This is a genomic window from Streptomyces sp. SID12488 (assembly GCF_010548275.1).
GTDB lineage: Bacteria > Actinomycetota > Actinomycetes > Streptomycetales > Streptomycetaceae > Streptomyces.
This window is the reverse complement of sequence record NZ_JAAGLT010000004.1, coordinates 166081-184960: the sequence shown is the minus strand read 5'-3', so window position 1 is coordinate 184960 and position 18880 is coordinate 166081. Positions and strand designations below refer to the sequence as shown.

General features: G+C 68.6%; 17 protein-coding genes and 1 tRNA gene. 8 read left to right on the top strand and 10 right to left on the bottom strand.

All coding sequences use genetic code 11. From position 1 onward, the window contains the following. Nucleotides 1-15: 15 nt before the first annotated feature. Nucleotides 16-1164, top strand: a complete 1149-nt coding sequence (locus tag G3I56_RS08985; protein WP_164408353.1) for an acyl-CoA dehydrogenase family protein — start codon at nt 16-18, stop codon at nt 1162-1164. A gap of 31 nt (nt 1165-1195) precedes the next feature. On the opposite strand, the gene G3I56_RS08980 is transcribed toward G3I56_RS08985, so the two are convergent. From G3I56_RS08980 to G3I56_RS08965, 4 genes are all read right to left on the bottom strand, one after another. Continuing rightward, on the bottom strand, nt 1196-1525 hold the full coding sequence (locus tag G3I56_RS08980) for a rhodanese-like domain-containing protein (protein WP_164408519.1): 330 nt from the start codon (nt 1523-1525) through the stop codon (nt 1196-1198). 36 nt (nt 1526-1561) lie between these two features. Next, nucleotides 1562-2437: a hypothetical protein gene (locus G3I56_RS08975; protein WP_164408352.1), complete on the bottom strand. Its 876-nt coding sequence runs from the start codon at nt 2435-2437 to the stop codon at nt 1562-1564. 87 nt (nt 2438-2524) lie between these two features. Then, nucleotides 2525-3976, bottom strand: coding sequence for a DUF2252 domain-containing protein (locus tag G3I56_RS08970; RefSeq protein ID WP_164408518.1), 1452 nt, complete (start codon nt 3974-3976; stop codon nt 2525-2527). Nucleotides 3977-4212: 236 nt separating this feature from the next. Further along, nucleotides 4213-4295, bottom strand: a tRNA-Leu gene (locus G3I56_RS08965). Nucleotides 4296-4763: 468 nt separating this feature from the next. On the opposite strand from G3I56_RS08965, the gene G3I56_RS08960 reads away from it, so the two are divergent. From G3I56_RS08960 to G3I56_RS08930, 7 genes are all read left to right on the top strand, one after another. After that, a complete protein-coding gene (locus G3I56_RS08960) occupies nt 4764-5627 on the top strand; it encodes a DUF3662 and FHA domain-containing protein (RefSeq protein ID WP_164408351.1) in 864 nt (287 codons plus the stop codon). A 10-nt stretch (nt 5628-5637) separates the two neighbouring features. Beyond that, nucleotides 5638-6162 (top strand): FHA domain-containing protein, encoded by a 525-nt coding sequence (locus G3I56_RS08955; RefSeq protein ID WP_164315837.1) that lies wholly within the window; start codon nt 5638-5640, stop codon nt 6160-6162. Nucleotides 6163-6290: 128 nt separating this feature from the next. Next, complete coding sequence (locus G3I56_RS08950; RefSeq protein ID WP_239134783.1) at nt 6291-7829, top strand: Stp1/IreP family PP2C-type Ser/Thr phosphatase; 1539 nt, start codon at nt 6291-6293, stop codon at nt 7827-7829. A gap of 27 nt (nt 7830-7856) precedes the next feature. After that, nucleotides 7857-9296, top strand: coding sequence for an FtsW/RodA/SpoVE family cell cycle protein (locus G3I56_RS08945; RefSeq protein ID WP_164408349.1), 1440 nt, complete (start codon nt 7857-7859; stop codon nt 9294-9296). Continuing rightward, nucleotides 9293-10765, top strand: a complete 1473-nt coding sequence (locus tag G3I56_RS08940; protein ID WP_164408348.1) for a penicillin-binding transpeptidase domain-containing protein — start codon at nt 9293-9295, stop codon at nt 10763-10765. The genes G3I56_RS08945 and G3I56_RS08940 overlap by 4 nt, the downstream gene beginning before the upstream one ends. 169 nt (nt 10766-10934) lie before the next feature. Further along, entirely contained in the window at nt 10935-12941 is a 2007-nt protein-coding gene (pknB, locus tag G3I56_RS08935) for a Stk1 family PASTA domain-containing Ser/Thr kinase (RefSeq protein WP_164408347.1), read from the top strand. 146 nt (nt 12942-13087) lie between these two features. Further along, nucleotides 13088-14119, top strand: coding sequence for a restriction endonuclease (locus tag G3I56_RS08930; protein WP_164408346.1), 1032 nt, complete (start codon nt 13088-13090; stop codon nt 14117-14119). Between the two features lie 102 nt (nt 14120-14221). Here G3I56_RS08930 and G3I56_RS08925 read toward each other — a convergent pair whose 3' ends face one another. From G3I56_RS08925 to G3I56_RS08900, 6 genes are read right to left on the bottom strand one after another with little or no spacing between them, the layout of a single operon-like run. Next, nucleotides 14222-14971 carry a class E sortase gene (locus G3I56_RS08925; protein ID WP_164408345.1) on the bottom strand — a complete coding sequence of 250 codons (750 nt, stop codon included), beginning with the start codon at nt 14969-14971 and terminating at the stop codon, nt 14222-14224. Nucleotides 14972-15030: 59 nt separating this feature from the next. Then, a complete protein-coding gene (locus G3I56_RS08920; RefSeq protein WP_164408344.1) occupies nt 15031-16434 on the bottom strand; it encodes a class E sortase in 1404 nt (467 codons plus the stop codon). Continuing rightward, complete coding sequence (locus G3I56_RS08915; protein ID WP_164408343.1) at nt 16431-17069, bottom strand: aminodeoxychorismate/anthranilate synthase component II; 639 nt, start codon at nt 17067-17069, stop codon at nt 16431-16433. Before G3I56_RS08915 ends, G3I56_RS08920 begins: the two co-directional genes overlap by 4 nt. Next, entirely contained in the window at nt 17066-17248 is a 183-nt protein-coding gene (locus G3I56_RS08910) for a hypothetical protein (RefSeq protein WP_164315836.1), read from the bottom strand. Before G3I56_RS08910 ends, G3I56_RS08915 begins: the two co-directional genes overlap by 4 nt. Before the next feature lie 44 nt (nt 17249-17292). Then, nucleotides 17293-18015 carry a class E sortase gene (locus G3I56_RS08905; RefSeq protein WP_164408342.1) on the bottom strand — a complete coding sequence of 241 codons (723 nt, stop codon included), beginning with the start codon at nt 18013-18015 and terminating at the stop codon, nt 17293-17295. Nucleotides 18016-18067: 52 nt separating this feature from the next. Beyond that, nucleotides 18068-18847 (bottom strand): DUF881 domain-containing protein, encoded by a 780-nt coding sequence (locus G3I56_RS08900; RefSeq protein ID WP_203689487.1) that lies wholly within the window; start codon nt 18845-18847, stop codon nt 18068-18070. Nucleotides 18848-18880 lie beyond the last annotated feature (33 nt).

Below are 18880 nucleotides of genomic sequence, written 5' to 3'. Positions count from 1 at the left end.
CGAGAGGACAGCACCATGGACTTCAGGTTCAGTGAGGAGCAGCAGGCGGCGGTCGAGGCGGCCCGGGCGGTGTTCGGCGGGGTCGCGCCGGACGGAGTGCCCAGTCCGTCACTCGTCCCGGGTGCCGTCGCGGACGACTTCGACCGGGCCCTGTGGGAGCGGCTCGCCGGCGCGGATCTGCTGAGCCTGCTGCTCGACGAGGAGTTCGGCGGGGCCGGTCTCGACGCCATCGCCCTGTGCCTCGTACTGCGCGAGTCCGCGAAGGTGCTGGCCAGGGTGCCCCTGCTGGAGAGCTGCGCGGCAGCGGCGGCCGTACAGGCGTACGGGGACCGAGAGTTGAAGAGCGAGGTGCTGCGCCGGGCCGGGACCGGCGAACTCGTGCTCACCGTCGCCGCGCACGGCCGCACCGGCCACGACCCCGCCGAACTCGCCGTGACCGCGGGCCGGGACGGCGACGACTGGGTCCTCGACGGAGTCCAGACCGCGATCCCCTGGGCGCACAACGCCGCCTTCGTCCTCGTACCCGCGCGGACGAGCGCCGACCGGACCGTCCTCGCCCTTGTCCCCCGCCTCCACGAAGGCGCCCCCCTCGACGGTTTCGCACTCGCCGAGCAGATATCCACCGCCGGTGAGCGGCTCGGTGAACTGCGCCTGGAATCCGTGCGCTTGCCGGACCGGTACGTCCTCGACGCCGACGGTGCCTGGCCTTGGCTGCGCGATCTGCTGACCGTCGGAACCTGCGCGCTGACGCTCGGACTGGGTACCTCGGTACTGGGCATGACCAGCGACTACACCGGCAAGCGGGAGCAGTTCGGCTATCCGCTGGCCACCTTCCAGGCCGTCGCCGTACAGGCCGCCGACCGGTACATCGACCTGCGCGCGATGGAGGTCACGCTGTGGCAGGCGGCATGGCGGATCAGCACAGGGGCCGGTGGTGTGCTGCCCGCCTCCGGAGATGTCGCCGTCGCCAAGATCTGGGCCTCGGAGGGGGTACGCAGGGTCGTGCAGACCGCGCAGCACCTGCACGGCGGTTTCGGCGCCGACACCGACTACCCGCTGCACCGCTACCACGCCTGGGCCAAGTACCTGGAGCTGTCGCTCGGCCCGGCCGCGGCCCACGAGGAGGCACTGGGCGACCTGCTCGCGGCACACCAGCTGGGCTGAAGCCGGCCACGGGCCGCCAGGCACCCGGTGTTCAGGCGACGAAGCCCGGCGCACCCTCGTCGGTGACGACCGGGCGGCCCGCCGCCTCCCACACCTGCATGCCGCCAGCCACGTTCACCGCGTCGATGCCCTGCTGGACCAGGTAGTTCGTCACCTGGGCCGAGCGGGCGCCGGAGCGGCAGATCACGTTGACCCGGCCGTCCTGCGGTGCCGTACCGGTGAACTCGCCGTAGCGGGCGACGAACTCACTCATGGGTATGTGCAACGCCCCCGCGGCATGCCCCGCCTGCCACTCCTCGTCCTCACGGACGTCCAGCAGGAAGTCGCCGTCCTTGAGGTCCACGACCTCGACCGTGGGCACACCAGATCCGAAACTCATGCCCCGACGATACCCAGGTCACTGCCCGAGCAGCGCCGCGAGTTCCTCCTCGCGCTGCGAGACCTGGGCCAGCAGCTGTTCGGCGATCTCCTCCAGGAGACGGTCGGGGTCGTCCGGAGCGAGCTTCAGCATCGCCCCGATCGCGCCCTCCTCCAGCTCACTGGCGACCAGCGTCAGCAGCTCCTTGCGCTGGGAGAGCCATTCGAGGCGGGCGTAGAGCTCCTCGCTGTGGCTCGGCTTCCACTCGGCGGGCACCGGGCCGGCCGCCCACTCCTCGGCCAGCTCCCGCAGCAGCGGCTCGTCGCCCCGCCCGTAGGCGCTGTTGACCCGCGAGATGAACTCGTCGCGCCGCGCCCGCTCCTCCTCGTCCTGCGCCAGGTCCGGGTGGGCCTTGCGGACCAGCTCGCGGTAGAGCTTGCGGGCCTCGTCGCTCGGGCGGACCCGCTGCGGAGGCCGTACCGGCTGCTCGGTGAGCATCGCCGCCGCCTCCGGGAACAGCCCCTCCGAGTCCATCCAGCCGTGGAACAGCTCCTCGACACCGGGCATCGGCATGACCTGCGCCCGTGCCTCCCGCGCCGCCCGAACGTCCTCGGGGTCGCCGGAGCGCGCGGCCTTCGCCTCGGCGATCTCGGCGTCCAGCTCGTCGAGGCGGGCGTACATCGGGCCGAGCTTCTGGTGGTGCAGCCGGGAGAAGTTCTCGACCTCGATACGGAAGGTCTCGACCGCGATCTCGTACTCGATGAGCGCCTGCTCGGCGACCCGCACTGCCCGCTCCAACCGCTCCTCGGGCCGAGGCCCCTCCGCCTCGCCGGACGGCGACTGCGCGTCAGGGCGCTCCCGCGGCCCTTCGGCTTCGGGCACGGACGAGGACTGCTCAGCTTCCGGGGTCGTCACCCGCCCAGCGTAGGCCACGGCCCACGCGCCCACCGAGGGTCACCGAAGAGACCCCTGAGGTGACCCCCCGAAGCGACCCCACAGCCGTCACACGCCCATCTCCGCGTCGATCCTCCCCGCCCGCACCGCCGCCACCAGATCCGCGTGGTCCGCCTCCGTGCGGTCGGCGTAGGCGGTGGCGAACCTCGCCACCGCCTCGTCCAGCTCGTCGCTCTTCCCGCAGTAGGCGGCGATCAGCCGGGGGTCGGCACTGTGCGCGTGGGCGCGGGCCAGGAGGGCGCCCGTCATCCGGCCGTAGTCGTCGATCTGGTCGGCGGACAGGGCGGCCGGGTCGACGCTGCCCTTGCGGTTGCGGAACTGCCGTACCTGGAAAGGCAGTCCGTCGACCGTGGTCCAGCCGAGGAGGCTGTCGCTGACGACCTGCATGCGCTTCTGCCCGAGCACCACCCGGCGCCCCTCGTGCACCGAGCCCGCCGCCTCCACCGGGTCGAAACCGGCGGTCGCCAGATGCGGGACCAGCGCCGAGGGACGGGCCTCCTTCACCTGGAGGACGAGGCACTCGCCCTTGTGGTCGAGGAGCAGCACGACATACGACCGCGTGCCCACACTCCCCGTGCCGACGATGCGGAACGCCACGTCGTGCACCGAGTGGCGGGACAGCAGCGGAAGGCGGTCGTCCGAGAGCGTGCCCACGTACTCGTCCAGGGCCGCCGCCACCACCGCGGCCTCCTCGTCCGGCACCCCCCGCAGCACCGGCGGCGCGTCCACGAAACGCCGCCCGCCGTCCTCGGTGATCTCGGTCGACCTGGCCGCGAAGCGCCCGCTGGTGTTGCCCCGCGCCTTCTCGGAGACCCGCTGCAGCGTGCCGGCCAGGTCCTGGGCGTCCGCGTGGGAGACTAGCTCCTCGTCCGCGATGGCGTTCCACGCGTCCAGCACCGAGAGCTTCGCGAGCAGCCGCATCGTACGGCGGTACGCACCGACCGCGCCGTGCGCCGCCTTACGGCAGACGTCCTCGTCCCCGCCCACCTCCCGGCCCGCGAGCACCAGCGAGGCCGCGAGCCGCTTCAGATCCCACTCCCAGGGACCCTGCACCGTCTCGTCGAAGTCGTTCAGATCCATGACCAGGCCGCCACGCGCGTCCCCGTACAGCCCGAAGTTGCCCGCGTGCGCGTCGCCGCAGATCTGGGCGCTGATCCTGGTCATCGGGGTACGGGCCAGGTCGTACGCCATCAGGCCCGCCGAGCCGCGCAGGAAGGCGAACGGGGTGGCCGCCATCCTGCCCACCCTTATCGCGGTCAGCTCGGGGATACGGCCGAGGTTGGACTCCCTGACCGCCGCCTCGGCGTCCGGACGGGAGCCGTCCGCGCCGGTGTCGAGGGAGGCGTGCTCGCTGCGCGGAACCTGCCGCCGCAGCGCCTTCCCCTCCTCCTTGGGCGAACCCTCCACCGGCCACTGGGCGAACCCGCGCACCTGGGGAAGCTTGCGCGCCATGCTCCGCGCCACTGTGGCCCCCGCCGACTCCGTACCGACCTCGGTCATCGCGACCGCCTCCCCCGCTCCACTCACCGCCGCCAACATCAACTGGCGAAGACCGTACAGCCGCACACCGCATCAGGTCAGACCCTGTGGACAAGTCGGACAACCAGCGGGACACACTTCACAGTGAGAGAGACCTCACATCTGCGCAACGCACGAGATCCGACGGCACGAGACACGACGCAGATGGACAACGCGAAACGGCCCTCATCGTGATCCCGATGAGGGCCGTTCACCTGTGCGCGAGGGGGGAGTTGAACCCCCACGCCCTTGCGGGCACTGGAACCTGAATCCAGCGCGTCTGCCATTCCGCCACTCGCGCATTCGCTGTGCCCTCGGGCCCTGCTCCCTGGGGGGCTGGGGCCTTCCGACATCGAGAAGATTAGCACGCTGGAGGTGGTGGGTTCACATCCCTTTCCCCCGCCCCCCAGCCCGCCCGATCGGCCCCGAACGAGCCGGACCGGCTGCGACTTCGTATCAACACGTGCCGTTCACGTATCAACCTCGTACCGGTCCAGCCCATCTCCCAAGGAGGCGGGCAAGCTGCACAGTCAGGTGCGGGACACTGGTTTGGCGCCGCCTCTACGATCTGGGTACGGCTCGGGGAGTTCGAAGAGGAGCTTCACAGGGAACTTCGTCAGGCGTCGACACCCGTCGGCCTGCCTGACAGGGGGAACCAGCCGATTTCCCGGCGCGTGGATACGATCAGTAAGCAGTACCAAGTACGGAACGCACCGCACGCATGGCACGCACGGCTTTGGACAGAGCAGCAACAAGGAGGAGGTGCCCCATGGGAGTCCTGAAGAAGTTCGAGCAGCGTCTCGAAGGTCTGGTCAACGGCACCTTCGCCAAAGTGTTCAAGTCCGAGGTCCAGCCCGTGGAGATCGCGGGCGCGCTGCAGCGCGAGTGCGACAACAACGCGACCATCTGGAACCGCGACCGGACCGTCGTACCCAACGACTTCATCGTCGAGCTGAGCACACCGGACTTCGACCGCCTCAGCCCCTACTCCGGACAGCTCGGCGACGAGCTCGCCGGGATGGTGCGGGACTACGCCAAGCAGCAGCGATACACCTTCATGGGCAACGTCAAGGTGCATCTGGAGAAGGCCGACGACCTGGACACCGGCCTTTACCGCGTGCGCAGCCGTACGCTCGCCTCCTCCACCAACCAGCAGGCCCCCGGCGGCCCCGGACCCGGCGCCGCCGCGCCCGCGGCCCCGCCGAGAGGCCGGCCCGGCGCGGGCGGCGGTTACGGCTATCCGCCCGCCGCCGGAGCACCCCCGATGCCGGCCGCACCACCGCCCGGCGGACGCCTCGGCGCCGCTCCGGCGGGCCCGCCCATGGGACAGCGTCCGGCCGCGGGCGCGGGCCGGATGCGGTGCTGGGTCGAGATCAACGGCGCCCGCCACCAGATCACCGGCCCGACCCTCGTACTGGGCCGCAGCACCGAGGCCGACGTGCGGATCGACGACCCCGGCGTCTCGCGCCGGCACTGTGAGATCCGCCCCGGAACACCCCCGGCGATCCAGGATCTCGGGTCCACCAACGGCATCGTGGTGGACGGGACGCACACCACCCGCGCTACGCTCCGCGACGGCTCTCGAATCGTCGTGGGCAGCACCACCATCATTTACCGGCAAGCCGAAGGGTGAAGCGGGGGCAATGTCAGAGCTGACCCTCACGGTCATGCGGCTGGGTTTCCTGGCCGTTCTGTGGCTGTTCGTGATCGTGGCCGTGCAGGTCATCCGCAGCGACCTGTTCGGTACGCGTGTCACCCAGCGCGGGTCGAGGCGTGACAGCGGCCGCCAGCAGCAGGCGGCCGCCCGACAGGCCGCCGCGCCACCGCAGCAACGCCAGCAGCAGCCGTCCGGCGGCGGCAGGCAGCGCCGGGGCGCACCCAGCAAACTCGTCGTCTCCGAGGGCACCCTGACGGGCACCACCGTCGCCCTCCAGGGGCAGACGGTCACGCTCGGGCGGGCCCACGACTCGACCATCGTGCTGGACGACGACTACGCCTCCAGCAGGCATGCCAGGATCTACCCGGACCGCGACGGCCAGTGGATCGTCGAGGACCTCGGGTCCACCAACGGCACCTATCTCGACCGGACCCGGCTGACGACTCCCACACCGATTCCGCTGGGCGCGCCGATCCGCATCGGCAAGACCGTCATCGAGCTGCGGAAGTAGTGCTACATCATGAATAGGCGCGAGCGGAGCGAGCACGCAGCGGCGGTCCATGTGAAGGCCACCGGCGCGCTCCCGACCGGAGGGTGGGCACCGTGCGGATGTACCCGGAGCCGACGGGCGAGGTGCGCATGAGTCTGTCACTGCGCTTCGCCGCCGGATCGCACAAAGGCATGATCCGCGAGGGCAACGAGGACTCCGGCTACGCCGGTCCCCGCCTCCTCGCGATCGCCGACGGCATGGGCGGCCAGGCCGCCGGTGAGGTCGCCTCCTCCGAGGTGATCTCCACCATCGTCGCCCTCGACGACGACGTCCCCGGCTCCGACATCCTCACCTCGCTCGGCACCGCCGTGCAGCGGGCGAACGACCAGCTCCGCATGATGGTCGAGGAGGACCCCCAGCTGGAGGGCATGGGCACCACGCTCACCGCCCTCCTGTGGACGGGCCAGCGCCTCGGCCTCGTACACGTGGGCGACTCACGTGCGTACCTCCTCCGGGACGGCGTCCTCACCCAGATCACGCAGGACCACACCTGGGTGCAGCGCCTCGTCGACGAGGGACGCATCACCGAGGAAGAGGCCACCACCCACCCGCAGCGCTCGCTCCTCATGCGCGCGCTGGGCAGCGGCGACCACGTCGAGCCCGACCTCTCCATCCGTGAGGTCCGGGCCGGCGACCGGTACCTGATCTGCTCCGACGGGCTGAGCGGGGTCGTGTCCCACCAGACCATGGAGGACACCCTCGCCAGCTACCAGGGACCCCAGGAGACCGTGCAGCAGCTCATCGAGCTCGCGCTGCGCGGCGGCGGCCCCGACAACATCACCGTGATCATCGCCGACGTCCTGGACCTCGACACCGGGGACACCCTCGCCGGGCAGCTGTCCGACGTACCCGTAGTGGTCGGCGCGGTCGCCGAGAACCAGCACAACCAGCACCACCTGCACGACGGCGGCGCCATGCAGACGCCCGCCGGACGCGCCTCCGGGCTCGGCCGGCAGCGGCCCGCGCACGACGGCGGGGGCGGCGAGTTCGGCCCGCCCGGCTCCGGCGACACCACCGGCTACATCCAGACCGGCGGCTTCGGCGGCTACACCGACGAGGACTTCGTCAAACCCGGCGCCGGCCGCAGGTGGTTCAAGAGAACCCTCTACATCACGCTCGCCCTCGCCGTCATCGGCGGAGGCCTGTACGGCGGCTACCGCTGGACACAGACCCAGTACTACGTCGGCGCCACCGACGAGCACGTCGCGCTGTACCGGGGCATCAGCCAGGACCTCGCCTGGGTCTCGCTCTCGAAGGTCGAGAAGGACCACCCCGAGATCGAACTCAAGTACCTGCCCGCCTACCAGCAGAAGCAGGTCAAGGCCACCATCGCGGAGGGCGGCCTCAAGGACGCCCAGTCGAAGATCTCCGAACTGGCCACCCAGGCCTCCGCGTGCAAGAAGCAGGAAGCACGGCGCGCGGCCGACAACGCGAACAACGCCAAGACCGGCGAGGGCGAGGCCGGAGGCACCACGGGAACCACCCGTACCGCCGCCGCGTCCAAGGCATCGCCGAGCCCGACGCCGTCCACAACGGCGTCCCCGTCCACAACCGCACCCACTCCCACACCCGGCCCCAGCCTCTCCGAGGATGAGCAGAAGCTGGTCTCGCTGTGCGGTAAGCAGTAGGCAAGCCGTGAGGGGCCACTTCATACGATGAGCAGTACAACCAACACCTCGCAGCACCACACGTCCACGATCGGCGCGATCGGCACCCCGAGCCGGCGCAACACCGAACTGGCACTCCTGGTGTTCGCCGTCGTCATCCCGGTCTTCGCCTACGTCAACGTGGGCCTGGCCATCGACGACAAGATCCCCGCCGGCGTGCTCAGCTACGGCCTCGGCCTCGGCCTGATCGCCGGCGTCGGCCACCTCGTCGTACGGAAGTTCGCCCCGTACGCCGACCCACTGCTGCTGCCCCTGGCCACACTGCTCAACGGCATCGGCCTGGTCGTCATCTGGCGGCTGGACCAGTCCGAACGACTTCAGCAGAGCAAAACGTTCGTCGAGGCGGCCCCCCGCCAGCTGCTGAACTCCGCACTGGGCGTCGCCCTGTTCGTGGCGGTGCTGGTCCTCCTCAAGGACCATCGCATCCTCCAGCGCTACACCTACATCTCCATGGCCGGAGCCGTGGTGCTGCTGGTCCTGCCGCTGGTCCCAGGCCTCGGCTTCGACAACTTCGGCGCCAAGATCTGGATCAAGATCCCCGGCCTGGGCAGCGTCCAGCCCGGCGAGTTCGCGAAGATCGCCCTCGCGATCTTCTTCGCCGGCTACCTGATGGTGAAACGCGACGCGCTCGCCCTGGCCAGCCGCCGTTTCATGGGCCTGTACCTGCCCCGCGGCCGCGACCTCGGACCGATCATCGTCGTCTGGATCATCTCGATCCTGATCCTGGTCTTCGAGACCGACCTCGGCACGTCGCTGCTGTTCTTCGGAATGTTCATCATCATGCTGTACGTCGCCACCGAGCGGACCAGCTGGATCGTCTTCGGGATGCTGATGTCGGCGGCCGGCGCGGTCGGCGTCGCCAGCTTCGAGTCGCACGTCCAGCAGCGCGTCCAGGCCTGGCTCGACCCGATGAACGAGTACCTCCTCAGCCTGAAGGGCGTCGGGGGTCACACCATGCAGTCCATGCAGGCCCTGTGGGCCTTCGGCTCCGGCGGCACCCTGGGCACCGGCCTCGGCCAGGGCAACTCCGACCTCATCGGATTCGCCGCCAACTCCGACTTCATCCTCGCCACCTTCGGCGAGGAACTCGGCCTGGCCGGCGTCATGGCGATCCTGCTGATCTACGGTCTGGTCGTGGAACGCGGCGTCCGCACCGCCCTCGCCGCCCGCGACCCCTTCGGCAAGCTGCTGGCCATCGGCCTGTCCGGCGCCTTCGCCCTCCAGGTCTTCGTCGTCGCCGGCGGCGTCATGGGCCTAATCCCGCTCACCGGTATGACGATGCCGTTCCTCGCCGCCGGTGGCTCCTCCGTCATCGCCAACTGGGCGCTCATCGGCATCCTGCTCAGAATCAGCGACACCGCGCGCCGTCCGGCGCCCGCCCCGGCCCCCAGCCCCGACGCCGAGATGACCCAGGTGGTCCGACCGTGAACAAGCCCCTGCGCCGGATCGCGATCTTCTGCGGGCTCCTCGTGCTCGCCCTGCTCGTCCGCGACAACTGGATCCAGTACGTCCGGGCGGACGAGCTCAAGGACGACAAGTACAACCGTCGCGTCGCCATTGAGCGCTATGCCACGCCACGCGGCAACATCATCGTCGACGGCAAGGCGATCACCGGCTCCACCACGTCCGACAGTACCGACTTCGAGTACAAGCGCAGCTACAAGGACGGACCCATGTGGGCCCCCGTCACGGGCTACGCCTCGCAGGCGTTCGGCGCGACGCAGCTCGAGTCCATCGACGACGGCATCCTCACCGGCAACGACGACCGGCTCTTCTTCCGCAACACCCTCGACATGATCACGGGCAAGAAGAAGCAGGGCGGCAACGTCATCACCACCCTCAACGCCGCCGCCCAGAAGGCCGCGTACGACGGCCTCAAGGGCCGCGGCAAGGGCGCGGTGGCCGCGATCGACCCGTCCACCGGCGCGATCCTGGCCCTGGCCTCCTTCCCCTCGTACGACCCCTCGACGTTCGCCGGGAACTCGAACAAGGACTCGGAAGCCTGGACAAAGCTCCAGAAGAAGGCCAACCCCGACGAGCCCATGCTCAACCGGGCCCTGCGCGACATCTACCCGCCCGGCTCCACCTTCAAGGTCGTGACGGCGGCGGCGGCACTCGAGAACGGCCTCTACACGGACGCCGACGAGAAGACGGACTCGCCGCTCCCGTACACCCTGCCGGGCACCACGACGCTGCTGAAGAACGAGGGGACCATCCCCTGCAAGAACGCGACCATGCGCGTCGCCCTCCAGTACTCCTGCAACACCGTGTTCGGCAAGATGGGTTTCGACGTCGGCAAGGACAAGATGCTGGAGGAGGCCAAGAAGTTCGGCTTCAACTCCGAGCAGTTCGTCCCGGTCCGCTCCGCCGCCTCCAACTTCCCCGAGAAGATGGACGATCCGCAGACCGCGCTCAGCTCGATCGGCCAGTTCGAGACAGCGACGACCCCGCTGCAGATGGCCATGGTCGCCTCCGCGATCGCCAACGACGGCAAGCTGATGAAGCCGTACATGGTCGACAAGCTCCAGGCCCCCAACCTCGACGTGCTCGAACAGACCGAGCCCTCGGAGATGAGCCAGCCGCTGACCTCCAAGAACGCCCAGACCCTCCAGTCGATGATGGAGACGGTCGTCAAGGACGGCACCGGCAAGAACGCCCAGATCAGCGGCGTCACCGTCGGCGGCAAGACCGGTACCGCCCAGCACGGCGTCGACAACAGCGAGAAGCCGTACGCCTGGTTCATCTCCTACGCCAAGCTCGCCGACGGCAGCTCACCGGTCGCCGTGGCGGTCGTGGTCCAGGACGAGGGCGCCATCCGTGACGCCATCTCGGGCGGCGGTCTGGCCGCGCCCATCGCCAAGAGCGTGATGGAGGCGGTCATCAAGAGCAAGCAGTGAGCCCCGTCACGTCCCCTTCACATCGGTGCACGTTGCGATACCGGTCCGGTATCGGCTGACGGGCTTGGCCAGGTCACACAAATGAACCCGGGTACCGTAGGCCCGGACGGCACACCGCCGGACCACACACAGGTGCGGTCGGGACCGACGGAGAGGGCTGGTAGGAAGCATGGAAGAGCCGCGTCGCCTCGGCGGCCGGTACGAGCTGGGTCACGTGCTCGGCCGTGGTGGCATGGCAGAGGTATACCTCGCACATGACACCCGCCTGGGCCGCACCGTGGCAGTGAAGACGTTGCGCGCCGACCTCGCGCGCGACCCTTCCTTCCAGGCCCGGTTCCGCCGGGAGGCCCAGTCGGCCGCCTCGCTCAACCATCCCGCGATCGTCGCCGTGTACGACACCGGCGAGGACTACATCGACGGGACGTCCATCCCGTACATCGTCATGGAGTACGTGGACGGCTCCACCCTCCGCGAGCTCCTCCACTCGGGCCGCAAGCTGCTGCCCGAGCGGACGCTGGAGATGACCATCGGGATCCTCCAGGCATTGGAGTACTCCCACAGAAGCGGCATCGTCCACCGTGACATCAAGCCGGCCAACGTGATGCTCACGCGCAACGGCCAGGTCAAGGTCATGGACTTCGGCATCGCCCGTGCGATGGGCGACTCCGGCATGACGATGACGCAGACGTCCGCGGTCATAGGAACGGCCCAGTACCTGTCGCCGGAACAGGCGAAGGGCGAGCAGGTGGACGCGAGGTCCGACCTGTACTCGTCCGGCTGCCTGCTCTACGAACTCCTGACGGTCCGCCCGCCGTTCATCGGGGACTCCCCGGTCGCGGTGGCGTACCAGCACGTACGGGAGGAACCGCAGCCCCCGTCGGTGTTCGACCCCGAGATCACGCCCGAGATGGACGCCATTGTCCTGAAGGCCCTGGTCAAGGACCCGGACTACCGTTACCAGTCCGCCGACGAGATGCGCATCGACATCGAGGCCTGCCTCGACGGCCAGCCCGTCGCAGCCGCGCACGCCATGAGCTCGGCCGGCTACGGCGGCTACGGCTACCCCGACGACCAGGCCACCACCGCCCTGCGCTCCGACGCCGGCGCGACCACCATGCTCCCCCCGATGGGCCCGGACGACGGCGGCTTCGGCTACGACGACCGCTCCCGACGCCGCCAGCCGAAGAAGTCGAACACCTCGACGATCCTGTTGGCCGTGGCGGGCGTGCTGGTGCTGGTGGGCGCGATCCTGATCGGCAAGTGGGTGTTCGACGGCCAGGCCGTGAACGACAGCGCCTTCAAGAACCCCAACTTCGTCAGCCAGTCCAAGAAGGACGCGCAGCAGGCGGCGGTGAACGTCGAGCTGAAGCTCACGTTCACCGACAAGCCCTGCGAGAACGAGCCCAAGGGCAACATCTGCTCCCAGGTGCCCGCGGCTGGCGTCGACGTGAAGAAGAACGACACGATCGCGCTGGTGGTTTCGACCGGGGCGCCGAAGGTGGTCGTACCGAGCGTGCTCGGCGACAACGTCGACGACGCCACGAAGGAACTTGAGGGCGACAAGTACCAGCTCGACGTCAAGACGGTGACCAAGGAATCCCCCGAGGACCCGGGGAAGGTCCTGGAACAGTCTCTGGATGTCGGCGACGAGGTGGAGAAGGGCACGACGATCACCCTCACCGTCGCCAAGGAGGAAAAGAAGTCGACGGTCCCGGACGTCACCGGCAAGGACTGTGACACCGCCAAGCAGCAGATGGCGGACAACGACCTCGTCGGCGAGTGCACGGAGGTCCCGACCGACGACGACAACCAGGACGGCAAGGTCATCGCGACCTCACCGCAGGCCAACACACAGGCCGACCCGGGCTCCAAGGTGACCATCCAGATCGGCAAGAAGGCCGAGGAGCAGAAGACCAAGGTCCCGAACGTCGTCGGACAGACCGTGGGACAGGCCAAGCAGACCCTCCAGGCGGCCGGCTTCACCCAGATCCAGTTCACCCAGGGCAGCGACCAGAGCGACACCGCGTTCGTCACCGGCCAGGACCCGCAGCGGGACACCGAGGTCGAAGACCCGGGGAACACCCAGATCACGCTCCAGAGCGTCGGTTTCGGCAACGGCAACGGCAACAACGGTGGAAACAACGGCGACAACGACAACGGCGGCCTCTTCGGCTGACCCCGCCTGTCACACGAGTGAGCCCCGGCACCTACAAAAGGCGTCGGGGCTCACTCATACCCATGTGCGAAATCCGACCAGAACTTCATATACCTGAACTCGTTGGACGGGTGAGGAAAATCCGACGAGTTGAGGAGAAACGGAACGTGATCAACGAAACGGCACTGCTGGAGTCGAAAGCACTGCGAGACAGCGCGCTCGAACGTACGGACGTGCTCGACAGGGTGAAGGCGCTGTCGCTGCTGCCGGACGGGATGCATGTGACCACGGCGATGGTGGCGACGTACTTCCAGGTCGGCATCAAGGCCATCCGCTCCCTCGTCCTCGACCACGACGCGGAACTGCGAGCCAGCGGCTATCGGGTTTTGACAGGTTCAGAACTGAGCTCCTTTAAGGAGCTCAGTGGGGTCCAGTCCCGCACACGCAACCTCGCTCTCTTCTCCCGCCGGGCCGTCCTCAACGTCGCCATGCTCCTCCGTGACAGCGAAGTCGCACGTCAGGTGCGTGTGTACCTCCTGGACATGGAGCACCTGGCACGCAACCAGCCTGTGGATAACTCTGTCCAGAAGGACGTCGCCTCCCTCGACGACCGCATCGACCAACGCATCACCCACATCCTCGGCAAGACCGTCGTCCCGATGTTCAACGCCCTCATCGAAACGTCGGGCGAGCACCGCAGGGAACTGCTCGCCCTGCGGGCCGGCGTCCAGCGAGTCGAGCAGCGGCTCCGGCACCACCATGCCCGGCTGCAGAGGCTCGAAAGCCCGTACGAGGGCCGCCCCCTCCCCGGAGTCATGGCCTTCATGGACGCCATGAACGGCCGCACGTTCGAACGCCACATCGCCAAGCTGCTGCGCCGCGACGGGTGTACGAACGTCGTCGTACAAGGCGGTCAGGGCGACCGGGGCGTCGACATCATCGCGCTCACAGCCGACGGGCGACGACTCGTCGTCCAGTGCAAGAGGTTCGCGCCCTACCTCAACATCACCAGCCCCGACGTCCAGAAGTTCGTCGGCTCGGCCAAGGTGCTGTACGCCGCGGAAGTAGCCCTCTACGTGGCGACCTGCCCCTTCACCTCTGAGGCCCTGAGCATCGCCGCCGACGGCGGCATCACCGCCGTACACCGTGGGCTGCTGGAGGAGTGGAGTGCCGGAGCAGTGCTGAAGATCCTGGAGTAACCACGGCATAGCGCAGCAAAGGCCCGAAGCCGCAAAGGATAGTTGCGGCTTCGGGCCTTCGTCATGCTAGGTGACGGAGTTCCTTGCAGGAACTCCGTCACCTCACCGCAACTCCTCCGGCACCGTCCGCTTCGAGTCCACCTTCTCCACCCGAACCAGCTCCCCCCACACGATGTACCGGTACTCCGACGTGAACACCGGCGTGCAGGTCGTCAGCGTGATGTAGCGGCCGGGATTCCGCTTCCCCGATTCCTTCGGGATCGCGGACAGTACCTGGACGTTGTACTTCGAGGTCTCCGGAAGGGTGTCGTAGACCTTGTAGACGTACCAGTCGTTCTTCGTCTCGAAGACGATCGGGTCGCCCTTCTTCAACTTGTCGATGTTGTGGAACTTGGCGCCGTGGCCGTCCCGATGGGCCGCCAGGGTGAAGTTGCCCTGCTTGGCCTGCGGGAGCGCGGACTTGATCGGGTCCATGTAGTAGCCGGCCACGCCGTCGTTGAGGACCTTCGACGACGTGCCCTTCTTGACCAGGACCTCGCCGTTGCTCATCGCCGGGACGTGCAGGAAGCCGATGCCGTCCTTGGTGTCCAGGGCGCCCGGGCCCGAGTTCGCGTCGGCCCAGTGGTCGCGTACCTCGTCGCCCTGCTTGTCCGCCTCGCGGTCCGCGACGACGTTCGTCCACCAGAGCGAGTACGCGACGAACAGGCCCAGCACCAGGCCGGCCGTGATGAGGAGTTCACCCAAGAGGCTCACCGCGGTGGCCAGTTTGCCGACCGGCCTCCGCGCGCGGGCCGGCGACGGGGAAACCGGGGCGTCGGCGGTCTGCTCGTCGTGGTCCGTCGTCGCTGCCACTCTTCATCTGCCCTAACTGCTACTGCACGAGCCCGCCACCGCCACCACCGCTGCAACAACTACTGCAGCAACGCATCCGGCTTGCCCTTGCTGCGCGGCCGTTCCTCGACCATCTTGCCCCACACGATCATCCGGTACTTGCTCGTGAACTCCGGCGTGCATGTCGTGAGGGTGATGTAGCGGCCGGGCTTGGTGAAACCCGAGCCGGTCGGAATCGGGTTCAGCACGCTCGTGTTGCTCGGTGACGTGACCGGCAGGATCGCTTCCATCTTGTAGACGTAGTACTTGTCCTGCGTCTCCACGACGATCGCGTCGCCCTTCTTCAGCCGGTTGATGTACCGGAACGGCTCACCGTGCGTGTTGCGGTGGCCCGCGAGCCCGAAGTTGCCGGTCGCCGCGGACGGCATCGCCGTGTTGAGGCCGCCCTCCGCGTAGTGCCCGACCATGCCCCGGTCCAGCACCTGCTTCTTACTGGTGCCCTCGGCGATCGGCACCACCACGTCCAGCTTGGGGATGTCCAGGATGGCGAAGCCCTGCCCGGGCTCGAACACCCCCGGCGTACGCTTCCCGCTCTCCCAGTCGTCCTGGAGGCTGTGCGTCTCGTTCCCGGCCTGCGCGTGCGCCCGTACGTTCGTCCACCACAGCTGATAGGTCACGAACAGCAGCATCAGTACGCCGGTGGTGATGAACACCTCACCGACCGCCCGGCTCGCCATCACCGCCATGCCCGGCTTCTGCGCCCGCGCCGCCTGCCGCGCCGCGATCCGCGAGAGGGGCGCTCCCTCCGCCACCGTCTCGGCGGCCACGCCCTCCGATGCCTCCTGTGGGCCCTCAGGGCGCCCGTGACGGGCCTTGGCGGCCTTCCGGCGCGCTGCCCGCCCACCGGCCACAGAAGGGCCCCCAGAGGCGCCTGCGGCCTGTGGGGAGGCCGGGGCCCCTGCGGATGTCGAGACCTCGCCACCTATTCGCGGCGCCTCGGGACGCAGATCGGCAGGCAGGTCCGCCAGCCGCAGCGCCACCGTCTCCTCGTCGACGGGCGGGGGGACGACAGCTGGGCGCGCGGGAGGCGTCACCGGAGAGGCCGCGGGAGGCGCGTACGGCACCTGCTCCTCGTACACCCCCACCTGCCAGTCCTGCGCGTACCCCCGTGCCTCGTACCCCGACTCGGGTCCGGGGTCCCGGTGCTCCGCCGCACCCTGCTCGGCCGAGGCGTCATAGGGCCGCGCATGACTGCGCCGCCTCCGCCGACCCCGCGCAGCCGACGGAGGCGCAGGAGCCGGAGCAGGCGGATCGTTCCGCTGGCCCGGCAACGGATCGCTCAGCGGATCCGCCAGGCCGTCCACCGCCGCCTCGAACGCGCCCGGCACCCCGTACGGCTGCTGCTGCCCGTACGAGGTTCCCTGGTCGCCGGTGTCTCCGCCGTAGGCGGAACCGGACTCGCGCTCGGGGCGCACGGCGGTCACGCCGAGGCCCTGCCCACCACCGGGGCGAGCCCCACAGACCTCGCCACCGCGCCCCGGTCACCGCACTCCACCAGCCAGTTGGCCAGCATCAGGTGACCGTGCTCCGTCAGCACCGACTCGGGGTGGAACTGCACACCCTCGACGGGAAGCTCGCGGTGCCTGAGGCCCATGACGATGCCGTCGTGCGTACGCGCGGTCACCTCGAGCTCGGCCGGGACCGTATCCGGTTCCGCCGCCAGGGAGTGATAGCGGGTCGCCGTGAAGGGGCTCGGCAGACCCGCGAAGACGCCCTTGCCCTCGTGTTCCACGAGGGACGTCTTGCCGTGCAGCAGCTCGGGCGCACGGTCCACCACACCGCCGTACGCCACCTGCATCGACTGCATGCCCAGACAGACACCGAACACCGGCACCCCGGTGGCCGCGCAGTGGCGGACCATCTCGATGCACACGCCGGCCTCCTCGGGCGTACCCGGGCCCGGCGACAGCAGCACACCGTCGAAGCCGTCCTGCGCGTGCGCCGTCGACACCTCGTCGTTGCGCAGCACCTCGCACTCGGCGCCCAGCTGGTACAGGTACTGGACCAGGTTGAAGACGAAGCTGTCGTAGTTGTCGACGACGAGAATCCGTGCGCTCACTGGTCGTTCACCGTCACATCGTTGAAGGGGAGGAGAGGCTCGGCCCACGGGAAGACGTACTGGAAGAGCACGTAGACAACCGCCAGCGCCAGCACGAGGGAGAGCAACGCCCTCACCCACGCGTTCCCCGGCAGATGCCGCCAGATCCAGCCGTACATGCCGTCCCTTCCGTCGCCCACGGCACCCGACTCGCGGCACCGGACTCACGCCGTACCTCACCAGATTAACGGCGCAGCGCCGCGGGTTTCCCGGCCTCCACAGGCTGTGTGGAATCCAGGTGCGCCCAGACGATCAGCCGATGACTGTGTCCCCACTCCGGATCGCACGTGGTCAGCGTGAGATAGCGACCCGGATGCGTGTACCCGCTCTTACGTGGCACAGGGTCGATCACCTCAATGTCCGTGGGCACGGTTTTGTAGGGGCCTTTGTCGATCCGATACGTGAACCACGTCGTCCCGTCCGTCAGCACCACCGCGTCCCCACGGCGCAGCCTCGGGAAGTCCTTGAACGGATCGCCGTACGTACGCCGGTGGCCGGCGACCGAGAAGTTGCCCTGCTGGCCGAGCCGCGCGGTGGTGGCGTAGTGACCGAGGCCCTTCTTCAGGGTGTTCGTCCTGGTGCCCTCGAGCACGGGCTTGTTCCACGTGAAACCAAGCCTCGGGATGTACATGATCGCGAAGGGTTTTCCCGAGGTATAGGGCCCGGGAGGCTTCGCTCCGGTCGTCGTACTCGTCGGACTCGTGGTGCCCGCAGGGTTGGCCGGCGTCGCCGGTGGCGCCTGCGTCACCGCGCCCTTGGACCACTGCTCCTGCAACTGGTGGATCTGGTCGCCCATGACGTCGTCGGCCTTCACGCCCGTCCAGAACAGCACGTACACGACGAAGAGCACGATCACCGTGCCCACCGTGACGCACAGTTCGCTGACCGTCCTGATGATCACGCGCACCGACACAGGCCCCCCAGCGATGAGCTACCGGCTGCTTCAGCCGCTGTTCCAGCTACTCCACAGGCTTCGCGTAGTGCAGGTCCACTGTGCCCGAGTAACCGGGCAGAGTCACCGTCCCGTCCTCGTCGACCTGCCAGCCGAGCCCGTAGACGTTGACGTACACCATGTAGTTCTGGATCGCCTTGGACGCCGTGAGCGCGCTCCTCAGTTTCTCCGGGTCGCCGATCGCCGTGATCTTGTACGGGGGTGAGTAGACGCGGCCCTGGAGGATCAGGGTGTTGCCCACACAGCGGACCGCGCTGGTGGAGATCAGGCGCTGGTCCATGACCTTGATGCCCTTGGCCCCGCCCTGCCACAGGGCGTTCACGACGGCCTGAAGGTCCTGCTGGTGGATGACCAGATAGTCGGGCTGCGGCTCGGGGTAACCCGGGAGCTTCGCGGTGGCGTTCGGCGGGGCGTCGTTGAGGGTGACCGTGAGCGCCTCACCCTTGAGCTTCTGGGTGCCTGCGGCCTTCTCCAGCGCCGCCAGCCTGGCGTCCTCGGCCTCGGTGCTGCCGTCGTCGCGCTCAGCGAGCGCCTCGACGTCGTCACGCAGGGCCGCGAGGGACTCGTCGAGCCGGCCGTTCTTGTGACTGCGGTCCTGGATGAGGTCCGAAAGCTTCAGCAGGGAGGCGTCCGTGCGGATGTTCGTGCCCTTGGCGGTGTCGAAGCTCGTGAAGAAAATCAGCCCCGCGAGGGCGAAGACCCCCACAGTGAGCACCCGCACCGGGCGGAATCGGCGGTTACGGGTAGGACTGGGATCCCTCCCGGGAGAGTCGGCAGAATTGCTCAACGTACCCTTATCTCCTTCGGCGCCGCGGAAGCA

What these genes read in the sequence shown, in the direction of transcription:
- G3I56_RS08955 (WP_164315837.1), top strand. Translation starts at nt 5,638, where the DNA reads ATGTCAGAGCTGACCCTCACGGTCATGCGGCTGGGTTTCCTGGCCGTT.
- G3I56_RS08950 (WP_239134783.1), top strand. Translation starts at nt 6,291, where the DNA reads ATGAGTCTGTCACTGCGCTTCGCCGCCGGATCGCACAAAGGCATGATC.
- G3I56_RS08960 (WP_164408351.1), top strand. Translation starts at nt 4,764, where the DNA reads ATGGGAGTCCTGAAGAAGTTCGAGCAGCGTCTCGAAGGTCTGGTCAAC.
- G3I56_RS08985 (WP_164408353.1), top strand. Translation starts at nt 16, where the DNA reads ATGGACTTCAGGTTCAGTGAGGAGCAGCAGGCGGCGGTCGAGGCGGCC.
- pknB (WP_164408347.1), top strand. Translation starts at nt 10,935, where the DNA reads ATGGAAGAGCCGCGTCGCCTCGGCGGCCGGTACGAGCTGGGTCACGTG.
- G3I56_RS08970 (WP_164408518.1), bottom strand. Translation starts at nt 3,976, where the DNA reads ATGACCGAGGTCGGTACGGAGTCGGCGGGGGCCACAGTGGCGCGGAGC.
- G3I56_RS08945 (WP_164408349.1), top strand. Translation starts at nt 7,857, where the DNA reads ATGAGCAGTACAACCAACACCTCGCAGCACCACACGTCCACGATCGGC.